The organism is Pseudomonas sp. WS 5411 (genome assembly GCF_012985595.1).
Lineage (GTDB): Bacteria > Pseudomonadota > Gammaproteobacteria > Pseudomonadales > Pseudomonadaceae > Aquipseudomonas > Aquipseudomonas shahriarae.
In genome coordinates this window covers 588,570-600,359 of record NZ_JAARMC010000001.1, presented here as the reverse complement: position 1 = coordinate 600,359, position 11,790 = coordinate 588,570, and the positions used below count along the sequence as shown (strand labels likewise).

The window sequence follows — 11,790 nt, the reverse complement described above, 5'->3', positions numbered from 1 at the left end:
CGTTTTAGTATCTGGAAATCGGTAGTCACGAATAACGTTATGGGCCGCGCTGGGTCGCGTGGCCCTCAATCTAAGGTTGAAGATGATGCGGAGCAAAGTGACGGGTGCGCAACGCTGGGTCGTAAAGATCGGGAGTGCGCTGCTGACGGCGGATGGCAAGGGGCTGGATCGCGCAGCCATGAGCGTCTGGGTTGAACAGATGGTGGCCTTGCATGAGGCAGGTGTCGAGTTGGTGCTGGTGTCGTCCGGGGCGGTTGCCGCCGGGATGAGCCGCCTTGGCTGGACCGCGCGACCCAGCGCGATGCATGAGTTGCAGGCCGCTGCTGCGATTGGTCAGATGGGGTTGGTGCAGGCCTGGGAATCCAGTTTTGCCGAGCACGGCCGCCATACCGCGCAGATTCTGCTGACCCATGACGATCTGTCCGACCGCAAGCGCTACCTCAATGCCCGTAGCACCTTGCGTGCCCTGGTCGAGCTCAAGGTGATCCCGGTGATCAACGAGAACGACACCGTGGTGACCGACGAAATCCGCTTTGGCGATAACGACACCCTGGCGGCCCTGGTGGCCAACCTGGTGGAGGCTGACCTGCTGGTGATCCTCACGGATCGCGATGGCATGTTTGATGCCGATCCGCGCAACAATCCTGACGCTCAGCTGATTTACGAAGCGCGGGCCGATGATCCGGCGCTCGATGCGGTAGCGGGCAGTGTCGGTGGTGCGTTGGGGCGTGGTGGCATGCAGACCAAGCTGCGCGCGGCGCGCCTGGCGGCCCGTTCGGGTGCCCATACCATCATCGTCGGCGGGCGCCTGGAGCGCGTGCTGGATCGCCTCAAGGCAGGCGAGCGCATCGGCACATTGCTGTCGCCCGAGCGTGGCATGCTGGCGGCGCGTAAGCAGTGGCTGGCTGGCCATCTGCAGACCCGTGGCACCCTGGTGCTGGATGCGGGTGCGGTGTCGGCGCTGTCCCAGGGCAACAAGAGCTTGTTGCCGGTAGGCGTCAAGCTGGTCCAGGGTAGCTTCCGTCGCGGTGAAATGGTGGTGTGTGTCGCGCCGGACGGTCGTGAGATTGCCCGTGGGCTGGCCAACTACAGTGCCCTTGAGGCGCAGAAAATCATTGGGCAGTCGTCTGAGTCGATTGTCGGTCTGTTGGGTTACATGGCTGAGCCGGAACTGGTTCACCGCGATAACCTGATTCTGGTCTAAAGGGAAAATTGCGATGCGCGTAATGAAGGGGTTGCTGGGGCTGCTGATGGTGATGCCGCTGCTGGCTTTGGCCGAAGAGATTGGCCAGGTGTCGACCGTGTTCAAGTTTGTCGGCCCCAATGATCGGATCGTGGTCGAGGCTTTTGATGATCCCAAGGTAGATGGCGTGACTTGCTACCTGTCTCGCGCCAAGACGGGTGGGGTGAAGGGTGGTCTGGGCTTGGCCGAGGATCGTGCCGAGGCATCCATTGCCTGTCGTCAGGTGGGGCCGATTCGCTTCAAGGGCGAGCTCAAGGATGGCGATGAAGTGTTCAAGGAGCGTACCTCGCTGGTGTTCAAGACCATGCAGGTGGTGCGCTTCCTCGACAAGAAGCGCAATACCCTGGTGTACCTGGTCTACAGCGACCGTCTGATCGAAGGCAGCCCGCAGAATGCGGTGACGGCGATTCCGATCCTGCCGTGGCCTGGCGCGCAATAAGCCTGGCAGCTCCGCTCTGCTTTATGTGGGGGCTGGCTTGCCTGCGATAGCGGTTTAACAGTCGACTTCAATGTTGGATGTTATGTACCTGTCGCAGGCAAGCCGGCTCCCACATTTGTTTTTGGGAGGCGGCATAAATCGTAGGCAATAAAAAACCGACCCTGGGGTCGGTTTTTTAACAAGCTTATCGCTTAGGCTGCAGCAGCAAGGTTCAGAGCCTTGATGTGGCCATTCAGACGACCTTTATGGCGAGCAGCTTTGTTCTTGTGGATGATGCCTTTATCGGCCATACGGTCGATAACTGGCACGGCCAGAACGTAAGCAGCTTGAGCTTTTTCAGCGTCTTTTGCGTCAATGGCCTTAACTACATTCTTGATGTAGGTACGAACCATGGAACGCAGGCTGGCGTTGTGGCTGCGACGCTTCTCAGCCTGTTTTGCACGTTTTTTGGCGGAAGGTGTGTTGGCCACCGTCGAGCTCCTCGAAAGACTTTTTAGGAAATAGCAAACAAAATAGGCCGCGAATCATGCCGATGAGTTGAAGTCTTGTCAAGGGCGGCTGATGCGAACTGCTGAGTGGTCGATCTGAAGAGGCGGGTGATTTATTTCCGGCGCTTGACCTGTAAACTCGCGAGCTTTGGCTCTGTGCTGTTGCAGGCGCGCAGTATCGCATAAGTAGGCGCTTTGTTCGCCTGCTCTTTATCTATAGGCAAAAACTCTTTCAATGAATCTGCTCAAGTCGTTGGCCGCCGTCAGCTCGATCACCATGATTTCCCGGGTTCTGGGGTTTGTGCGTGACACCCTCATCGCACGTATTTTTGGCGCGAGCATGGCCACGGATGCCTTCTTTATCGCGTTCAAACTGCCTAACCTGCTGCGGCGGATCTTCGCCGAGGGCGCGTTTTCCCAGGCGTTCGTGCCGATCCTGGCGGAATACAAGACCCAGCAGGGCGAGGAGGCCACCCGCACCTTTATCGCCTATGTCTCGGGCCTGCTGACCCTGGTGCTGATGCTGGTGACCGTCGCCGGGATGCTCGCTGCGCCCTGGATTATCTGGGCCACGGCGCCCGGGTTTGCCAACACTCCGGAAAAATTCGCCCTGACCAGTGATCTGTTGCGGGTGACCTTTCCTTATATATTGCTGATTTCCCTGTCTTCCCTGGCGGGCGCGATCCTCAATACCTGGAACCGGTTCTCGGTGCCGGCGTTTGTGCCGACCCTGCTTAACGTCAGCATGATCATCTTTGCCCTGTTCCTCACGCCGTACTTCGATCCGCCGGTGATGGCGCTCGGCTGGGCGGTGCTGGCCGGTGGCCTGGCGCAACTGTTGTATCAACTGCCGCACCTGAAAAAGATTGGCATGCTTGTGCTGCCGCGCCTGAACCTCAAGGACACGGGCGTGTGGCGGGTGATGAAAAACATGCTGCCGGCGATTCTCGGGGTATCGGTCAGCCAGATTTCCCTGATTATCAACACCGCATTCGCTTCGTTGCTGGTCTCCGGTTCCGTGTCGTGGATGTATTACGCCGACCGCCTGATGGAATTGCCCTCCGGTGTGCTGGGCGTGGCGCTGGGCACCATTTTGCTGCCGACCCTGGCCCGCACCTATGCCAGCAAGGACCGCCACGAATACTCGCGTATTCTCGATTGGGGCCTGCGCCTGTGCTTTGTGCTGGTGCTGCCATGCTCCCTGGCCCTGGGGATCCTGGCCGAGCCGCTGACCGTTTCGCTGTTCCAGTACGGCCAGTTCAGCGCGTTCGACGCCTTGATGACCCAGCGTGCATTGGTCGCCTATTCGGTGGGGTTGCTGGGGATTATCGTGATCAAGGTCCTCGCGCCGGGCTTTTACGCCCAGCAAAACATCCGGACCCCGGTGAAAATTGCGATTTTCACCCTGGTGGTCACCCAGCTGTTCAACCTGATCTTCATCGGGCCGCTGGCTCACGCGGGCCTGGCCCTGGCGATCAGTGCCGGGGCGTGCATCAATGCCGGCCTGTTGTTCTATCAATTGCGCAAACAAAAAATGTATCAACCGCAGCCAGGCTGGGGCATGTTCGCCCTCAAATTGCTGGTGGCGGTGGCGGTGATGTCGGCGGTATTGCTGGGGTTGATGCACTGGATGCCGGCGTGGGGCGAGGGGCAGATGCTTGAGCGATTCCTGCGCCTGGGCCTGCTGGTGGTGGCCGGGGTGATCGCCTACTTTGGCATGTTGCTGCTGCTGGGCTTCCGCCTGCGGGATTTCAATCGCAAGGCGCTGAATTGATCGCAATCAACAATAAGCCGGCTGTTTTTTCGATTCGGATCATTTGGCCTGTGCTGTTGCCTGTCGTCCGGGGCCGGGTGTGGTTATAATCGACCACTTTATGAGCAAGAAGCGCGTTATGCAGCTGGTTCGAGGTCTCCACAACCTGCGCCCCGAGCATCGGGGCTGCGTCGCCACTATTGGCAACTTTGACGGTGTTCACCGTGGCCACCAGGCGATCCTGGCGCGGCTGCGCGAGCGCGCAGTCGAGTTGGGCGTGCCCAGCTGCGTGGTGATTTTCGAGCCGCAGCCCCGTGAGTTCTTCACTCCCGAGACGGCTCCAGCCCGTTTGGCCCGCTTGCGGGACAAACTGCAACTGCTGGCCGAAGAGGGCGTGGACCGGGTTCTGTGCCTGGCCTTCAACCAGCGTTTGCGCAGTCTCAGCGCCACCGAGTTCGTCGACCGTATCCTCGTCGATGGCTTGGGCGTGCAGCATCTGGAGGTCGGCGACGACTTCCGCTTCGGTTGCGACCGGGTAGGGGATTTCGATTTCCTGCAGCAGGCCGGCGTGACCCAGGGGTTTACCGTCGAAGCCGCGCAAACCGTCGAACTGGACGGCCTGCGCGTGAGCAGCACCCAGGTGCGAAATGCCTTGGCCGCTGCCGACTTCGCCTTGGCCGAGCGTTTGCTCGGTCGCCCGTTCCGGATTGCCGGGCGGGTCCTGCACGGCCAGAAGCTGGCGCGCCAACTGGGCACGCCAACCGCCAACGTGCAACTCAAGCGCCGTCGCGTGCCACTGACCGGGGTGTACCTGGTGAGTGTCGATATTGACGGTCAACCCTGGCCCGGAGTCGCCAATATAGGCGTCAGGCCAACGGTTGCAGGTGATGGCAAGGCCCACCTGGAAGTTCACCTTTTGGATTTTGCCGGGGATTTGTATGACCGGCGTTTGACGGTGGTTTTCCACCAAAAGCTGCGTGAAGAGCAGCGATTCGCCTCCCTGGAGGCGCTGAAAACGGCGATCAATGCGGATGTCGCCGCCGCCCGTGCACTAGCCGCACCTAGCGCCCATCGCTAATGAAGAGCCTTAAATGACCGACTATAAAGCCACGCTAAACCTTCCGGACACCGCCTTCCCAATGAAGGCCGGCCTGCCACAGCGCGAACCGCAGATCCTGCAGCGCTGGGACAGTATTGGCCTGTACGGAAAGTTGCGCGAGATTGGCAAGGATCGTCCGAAATTCGTCCTGCACGACGGCCCTCCTTATGCCAACGGCACGATTCACATCGGTCATGCGCTGAACAAGATTCTCAAGGACATGATCATCCGCTCGAAAACCCTTTCGGGCTTCGACGCGCCTTATGTCCCGGGTTGGGACTGCCACGGCCTGCCGATTGAACACAAAGTCGAAGTGACCCACGGCAAGAACCTGGGCGCCGACAAGACCCGCGAGCTGTGCCGCGCCTACGCCACCGAGCAGATCGAAGGGCAGAAGTCCGAATTCATCCGCCTGGGTGTGCTGGGCGACTGGGACAACCCGTACAAGACCATGAACTTCAAGAACGAGGCCGGGGAAATCCGTGCCTTGGCCGAGATCGTCAAGGGCGGCTTCGTGTTCAAGGGCCTCAAGCCCGTGAACTGGTGCTTTGACTGCGGCTCGGCCCTGGCCGAAGCGGAAGTCGAGTACGAAGACAAGAAGTCCTCGACCATCGACGTCGCGTTCCCGATTGCCGACGACGCCAAGCTGGCCGAGGCCTTTGGCCTGGCAGGCCTGGCCAAGCCCGCCGCCATCGTGATCTGGACCACCACCCCGTGGACCATCCCGGCCAACCAGGCGCTGAACGTGCACCCGGAATTCACCTACGCCCTGGTGGACGTCGGTGACCGCCTGCTGGTGCTGGCCGAGGAAATGGTCGAGGCCTGCCTGACTCGCTACGAGTTGCAAGGTTCGGTGATCGCCACGACCACGGGCTCCGCGCTGGAGCTGATCAACTTCCGTCACCCGTTCTACGACCGTCTGTCGCCGGTGTACCTGGCTGACTACGTCGAACTGGGCTCGGGTACCGGGGTGGTTCACTCCGCGCCGGCCTACGGTGTGGACGACTTCGTGACCTGCAAAGCCTATGGCATGGTCAACGATGACATCCTCAACCCGGTGCAGAGCAATGGCGTATACGTGCCGTCGCTGGAGTTCTTCGGTGGCCAGTTCATCTTCAAGGCCAACCAGCCGATCATCGACAAATTGTCGGAAGTCGGTGCGCTGCTGCACACCGAAACCATCAAGCACAGTTACATGCACTGCTGGCGCCACAAGACCCCGCTGATCTACCGCGCCACCGCGCAGTGGTTCATCGGCATGGACAAAGAGCCTGTCGCCGGCGAAACCCTGCGCAAGCGTGCGATCAAAGCCATCGAAGACACCAAGTTCGTCCCGGCCTGGGGCCAGGCGCGCCTGCACTCGATGATCGCCAACCGTCCCGACTGGTGCATCTCCCGCCAGCGTAACTGGGGCGTGCCGATCCCGTTCTTCCTCAACAAGGAAAGCGGCGAACTGCACCCACGCACCGTCGAACTGATGGAAGTGGTGGCCCAGCGTGTGGAGCAGGAAGGTATCGAAGCCTGGTTCAAGCTGGACGCTGCCGAGCTGCTTGGTGACGAAGCGCCGCTGTACGACAAGATCAGCGACACCCTCGACGTGTGGTTCGACTCGGGTACCACCCACTGGCACGTGCTGCGCGGCTCGCACCTGATGGGTCACGAGACCGGCCCGCGCGCCGACCTGTATCTGGAAGGCTCGGACCAACACCGTGGCTGGTTCCACTCGTCCCTGCTGACCGGTTGCGCCATCGACGATCACGCCCCGTACCGCGAGCTGCTGACCCACGGGTTCACCGTCGACGAGAACGGTCGCAAGATGTCCAAGTCCCTGGGCAACGTGATTGCGCCGCAGAAGGTCAACGACACCCTGGGCGCCGACATCATGCGTCTGTGGGTAGCTTCCACCGACTATTCGGGTGAAATGGCCGTTTCGGAGCAGATCCTGCAACGCAGCGCCGATGCCTACCGCCGTATCCGCAATACCGCACGCTTCATGTTGTCGAACCTGACCGGCTTCAACCCGGCCACCGACATCCTGCCGGCCGAGGAAATGCTCGCCCTGGACCGTTGGGCTGTGGACCGTACCCTGTTGCTGCAACGTGAGTTGCAGGAGCACTACGGCGAATACCGCTTCTGGAACGTCTACTCGAAGATCCACAACTTCTGCGTGCAGGAGCTGGGTGGTTTCTACCTCGACATCATCAAGGACCGCCAGTACACCACCGGCGCCAACAGCAAGGCCCGCCGCTCGGCGCAGACCGCGCTGTACCACATCTCCGAAGCGCTGGTGCGCTGGATCGCGCCGATCCTGGCCTTCACTGCCGACGAGCTGTGGGAATACCTGCCGGGCGAGCGTAACGAGTCCGTAATGCTCAACACCTGGTACGAAGGCCTGACCGAATTGCCGGCCGACTTCGAACTGGGCCGCGAGTATTGGGAAGGTGTGATGGCCGTCAAGGTTGCGGTGAACAAGGAACTGGAAGTCCAGCGTGCGGCCAAGGCCGTCGGTGGCAACCTGCAGGCCGAAGTCACCCTGTTTGCCGAGGAAGGCCTGACCGCCGACCTGGGCAAATTGAGCAACGAACTGCGCTTCGTGCTGATCACCTCGACAGCCAGCCTGGCACCCTTCGCCCAGGCCCCGGCTGATGCGGTCGCGACCGAAGTCCCGGGCCTCAAGCTCAAGGTCGTCAAGTCCGCCTTCGCCAAGTGCGCCCGTTGCTGGCACTGCCGTGAAGACGTTGGCGTGAACCCGGAGCATCCGGAAATCTGCGGTCGTTGCGTCGACAACATCAGCGGTGCCGGTGAGGTTCGCCACTATGCCTAAATCCAGCCGTTTCGGACGTCTGGGTTGGCTCGTACTGAGCTTGCTGGTCCTGGTCATCGACCAGGTCAGCAAGGCTCACTTCGAGGGCACCCTGGAAATGTTCCAGCAGATCGTGGTGATTCCTGACTACTTCAGCTGGACCCTGGCCTATAACACCGGTGCCGCTTTCAGCTTCCTCGCTGACGGTGGTGGCTGGCAGCGTTGGCTGTTCGCCCTGATCGCTGTGGTGGTCAGTGCGGTGCTGGTGGTCTGGCTCAAGCGCCTGGGCCGCAATGACACCTGGCTGGCTATCGCCTTGGCACTGGTGCTGGGCGGTGCGCTGGGCAATCTGTACGACCGCATCGCCTTGGGCCATGTGATCGACTTCATTCTGGTGCATTGGCAGAACCGCCATTACTTCCCGGCGTTCAACTTTGCCGACAGCGCCATCTGCGTTGGCGCAATCATGCTGGCGCTGGATATGTTCAAGGGCAACAAGCCCGGAGAAGCCGTAAATGACTGAACAAGTATTGGCCGAACAACGCATTGGCCAGAACACGGAAGTCACCTTGCATTTCGCACTGCGCCTGGAGAATGGCGACACGGTCGACAGCACGTTCGATAAAGCCCCGGCGACCTTCAAGGTCGGCGATGGCAACCTGCTGCCGGGTTTTGAGACGGCACTGTTCGGCTTCAAGGCCGGTGACAAGCGCAATCTGCAGATCCCGCCGGAAAACGCCTTTGGCCAGCCCAACCCGCAGAACGTACAAATCATCCCGCGTTCGCAGTTCCAGGACATGGAGCTGTCGGAAGGCTTGCTGGTGATCTTCAACGATGCGGCGAATACCGAACTGCCCGGTGTGGTCAAAACCTTCGATGACACTCAGGTGACCATCGACTTCAATCACCCGTTGGCCGGCAAGACCTTGACCTTTGATGTTGAAATCATCGACGTTAAAGCGCTCTAACTGACGAAACCGGTTCCTGTAGGCGCTGGCTGGCCTGCGATAGCAACGCCTCGGTGTACCAGTTGCACCGAGGCGTTGCTATCGCAGGCAGACCAGCTCCCACAAAGACACGAGGCCCAGCATGCAAATCAAACTCGCCAACCCCCGTGGCTTCTGCGCCGGGGTGGACCGGGCGATCGAAATCGTCAATCGCGCCCTGGAAGTCTTCGGCCCGCCGATCTACGTGCGCCATGAAGTGGTCCATAACAAGTTCGTGGTCGAAGACCTGCGCGCCCGTGGCGCCATTTTTGTCGAAGAACTGGATCAGGTGCCGGACGACGTCATCGTTATCTTCAGCGCCCATGGCGTTTCCCAGGCAGTGCGCACCGAAGCCGCAGGCCGTGGCCTGAAAGTCTTCGATGCGACCTGCCCGCTGGTGACCAAGGTGCATATCGAAGTGGCGCGCTATAGCCGCGACGGCCGTGAGTGCATCCTGATCGGCCACGCCGGTCACCCCGAAGTCGAAGGCACCATGGGTCAGTACGACGCCCGCAATGGCGGCGCGATCTACCTGGTGGAAGACGAAAAAGACGTCGCCGAGTTGCAAGTGCATAACCCTGAGAAGTTGGCATTCGTGACCCAGACCACCTTGTCGATGGATGACACCAGCCGGGTCATCGACGCCCTGCGTACCCGTTTCCCTGCCATCGGTGGGCCGCGCAAGGACGACATCTGCTATGCCACGCAAAACCGCCAGGACGCCGTCAAGCAACTGGCCGACGAGTGTGACGTGGTGCTGGTCGTCGGTAGCCCTAACAGCTCCAACTCCAATCGTCTGCGTGAACTGGCCGAACGCATGGCTACCCCGGCGTACCTGATTGACGGTGCCGAAGACCTGCAGCGCAGTTGGTTCGACGGTGTCGAGCGCATTGGCATCACTGCGGGCGCCTCGGCGCCGGAAGTCCTGGTACGTGGCGTGATCCAGCAGTTGCAGGCGTGGGGCGCGACAGGTGCCGACGAGTTGTCAGGGCGCGAAGAGAACATCACTTTCTCCATGCCCAAGGAGCTGCGGGTTCGTTCGCTGCTCTGAGCCCCAGATCATCGTAGCCCCGGCACAAGGCCTGCTCGGCCTTGTCGCTGCGCAGGCTGATGCGGCCGGTGGGCGCCAGCACCACTTGATGCAGGCTCAGCGGCTGGTCCGTTGAGCACACATGCACGGTGCCGGCGCGAAACCCACCCGCAGACAGCAGGGGTTCGCCCAAACCGCTGAAGCGAATCTGCGTGCGCACCGGGGTATTGCCCACAATGGGGATCCGCCCATTGTCCTGGCGTTCCAGCAGTACCGGGTTGTCGTCGTCCAGATGACCGCGGCCATTCATGTCCACCACCACCCTCCAGCCCCGACTCCAGTCATCATCCAGCGCGTGGATGATCACCGTTCGATTGCGCGCAATGGCCTGGGTGCGGGCGTAGCGCAAGCCAGACGCCAGTGTCTGCGCGGCGCTCAGTCGCGTTTGTGAGTCCAGCAGGCTCTTGAAGCCGGGTACCGCCAATTGCGCCAGGATGCCGCTGACGATCAAGCCGAGCAGCAATTCGATCAATGTGAAGCCGCGTTGTTTCATACCTCGTCCCTCCGTGGACCGTGTGCCTGAACTAGTTATAGCGGCACCGCGTGCGGGGGCAGTGATGGCCTTCCTGTCCAAAGTATTTCCCTTTATTCCGAGGGGCAGCGCGACGACAACAGCGGCGCTAGTCTTGGGCAATGCACGGCTATCTCGGCCGTCTGGATGACCCTCGACAAGGATGACGACGGCTATGCGAGCTTGCCTGGTAACGTCTTGTACACCCCCGACCGACACGCAACAGATCGGTATGAGCCTGATCGAAGTGCTGGTTTCGCTGTTGATTCTCGGCGTTGGCCTGCTGGGGGCCGGGCTGATCCAGCTGAATGCGCTCAAGTACACCGACAGTTCCAGGATGATCAGCCAGGCGAGCTTTGTTGCCTACGACATGCTCGACCGGATTCGCGCCAATGCCGCCGCCGACTATTCCTGGGGAGGCGACGATATCTCGCTCGCCAACACCTTGGCCGCGAGTGTCCGGGACCTGGACTTGCACGACTTCGAGGCCAATATCCGCCACTTGGCCGGTGATACCGCCAAAGGTTCGATTGCGATCAGCCAGCGCGAAGTCACCATCAGCATCAGTTGGGACGACTCACGCGCAGCCCATGCCGGCGGCGCCCGGGAAACATTCACCCTGACCAGTCGCGTCGCGGTCGATCCGAGGCCTGCGCGATGAGGCGCTCCAGTACGGGTTTTGGCCTGGTCGAGGCATTGCTGGCGGCGACCCTGGGGTTGGTGGTGGTCCTGGCAGCCGTCCAGGTAACGCTGGCCGCCCGAAGCACCGCAGCCAGCCAGCATGCCTCGGCGTTGTTGCAGGATGATGGGCGATTTGTCCTGGGCAAGATGATTCAGGAGATTCGCCTGGCGGGGATGTTCGGTTGCCTGTCCCTTCCCGCGATTGTTCAGGCGCCGGCTGACTTTTCCACGCCGATCAGTGTGGCGGTCAGCGGTGCCTCAACCAGCCTGACCCTGGTCACTGGCGATGTCGGCGGTCAGGGCAGTCGGCCCGACTGGACCGTGCTCAGTAATTGTGTCGACAGCGCCCAGGCCTACTCGGGGGTACCGCCCAAGCCTGGTCCTGGGCAGATTGCTTTCCCGGTTCGCAAACTGACCTACACCTTTGAGTCAGGGCAGTTGAAGCTCAGCACTCCGACAACGCCGGCCAAGGCGGTGCTGGTGGATAACGTGGGGGCGTTTGAGTTGAGTTTCGGGGTGGCCAGCCGGCCAGGGTCCAGTGTCGTGAGCCGCTATGACAGCCATCCCGGCGACGAGTCGCTGATCCGCAGTGTGCGGGTGATGTTGACGCTGCGCGATCCGCTTGGTCGCGTGCGGGACCAGGTCTACAGCGTCGTCGCTGCCGTGCGTAATCGTCTTGAATAGCGAGTGCCGGGTA

12 protein-coding genes are annotated in these 11,790 nt (G+C 61.0%); 10 read left to right on the top strand and 2 right to left on the bottom strand.

Features of this window, described 5'->3' with window-relative positions; genetic code table 11:
* The first annotated feature begins 85 nt into the window (after positions 1–85).
* Both proB and HBR93_RS02730 read left to right on the top strand, forming a co-directional pair.
* Positions 86–1,204, top strand: a complete 1,119-nt coding sequence (proB, locus tag HBR93_RS02735) for a glutamate 5-kinase (RefSeq protein WP_057441105.1) — start codon at positions 86–88, stop codon at positions 1,202–1,204.
* A 13-nt stretch (positions 1,205–1,217) separates the two neighbouring features.
* Positions 1,218–1,682 (top strand): CreA family protein, encoded by a 465-nt coding sequence (locus HBR93_RS02730; RefSeq protein ID WP_169959790.1) that lies wholly within the window; start codon positions 1,218–1,220, stop codon positions 1,680–1,682.
* 191 nt (positions 1,683–1,873) lie between these two features.
* On the opposite strand, the gene rpsT is transcribed toward HBR93_RS02730, so the two are convergent.
* Entirely contained in the window at positions 1,874–2,152 is a 279-nt protein-coding gene (gene rpsT, locus HBR93_RS02725; protein WP_003215870.1) for a 30S ribosomal protein S20, read from the bottom strand.
* 253 nt (positions 2,153–2,405) lie between these two features.
* Here rpsT and murJ point away from each other — a divergent pair, with 253 nt between their 5' ends.
* From murJ to ispH, 6 genes are all read left to right on the top strand, one after another.
* Complete coding sequence (gene murJ / locus HBR93_RS02720; protein WP_115129037.1) at positions 2,406–3,944, top strand: murein biosynthesis integral membrane protein MurJ; 1,539 nt, start codon at positions 2,406–2,408, stop codon at positions 3,942–3,944.
* Positions 3,945–4,062: 118 nt separating this feature from the next.
* Complete coding sequence (gene ribF / locus HBR93_RS02715) at positions 4,063–5,001, top strand: bifunctional riboflavin kinase/FAD synthetase (protein WP_057441100.1); 939 nt, start codon at positions 4,063–4,065, stop codon at positions 4,999–5,001.
* Between the two features lie 13 nt (positions 5,002–5,014).
* Positions 5,015–7,846, top strand: a complete 2,832-nt coding sequence (gene ileS, locus HBR93_RS02710) for an isoleucine--tRNA ligase (protein WP_169959789.1) — start codon at positions 5,015–5,017, stop codon at positions 7,844–7,846.
* Positions 7,839–8,348 (top strand): signal peptidase II, encoded by a 510-nt coding sequence (gene lspA, locus HBR93_RS02705; RefSeq protein ID WP_057958393.1) that lies wholly within the window; start codon positions 7,839–7,841, stop codon positions 8,346–8,348. Before ileS ends, lspA begins: the two co-directional genes overlap by 8 nt.
* A gap of 7 nt (positions 8,349–8,355) precedes the next feature.
* Complete coding sequence (gene fkpB / locus HBR93_RS02700) at positions 8,356–8,793, top strand: FKBP-type peptidyl-prolyl cis-trans isomerase (protein ID WP_169959852.1); 438 nt, start codon at positions 8,356–8,358, stop codon at positions 8,791–8,793.
* Positions 8,794–8,914: 121 nt separating this feature from the next.
* Positions 8,915–9,862 carry a 4-hydroxy-3-methylbut-2-enyl diphosphate reductase gene (gene ispH / locus HBR93_RS02695; RefSeq protein ID WP_057441092.1) on the top strand — a complete coding sequence of 316 codons (948 nt, stop codon included), beginning with the start codon at positions 8,915–8,917 and terminating at the stop codon, positions 9,860–9,862.
* Here ispH and HBR93_RS02690 read toward each other — a convergent pair.
* A complete protein-coding gene (locus HBR93_RS02690) occupies positions 9,816–10,394 on the bottom strand; it encodes a GspH/FimT family pseudopilin (protein ID WP_057444403.1) in 579 nt (192 codons plus the stop codon). The genes ispH and HBR93_RS02690 overlap by 47 nt on opposite strands.
* 250 nt (positions 10,395–10,644) lie before the next feature.
* Here HBR93_RS02690 and pilV point away from each other — a divergent pair, with 250 nt between their 5' ends.
* A complete protein-coding gene (pilV, locus tag HBR93_RS02685; protein ID WP_262377198.1) occupies positions 10,645–11,073 on the top strand; it encodes a type IV pilus modification protein PilV in 429 nt (142 codons plus the stop codon).
* The gene (locus HBR93_RS02680; protein ID WP_057958395.1) at positions 11,070–11,777 is read left to right on the top strand and encodes a hypothetical protein; all 708 of its coding nucleotides are present in this window, start codon (positions 11,070–11,072) and stop codon (positions 11,775–11,777) included. Before pilV ends, HBR93_RS02680 begins: the two co-directional genes overlap by 4 nt.
* The last annotated feature ends 13 nt before the right edge of the window (positions 11,778–11,790 follow it).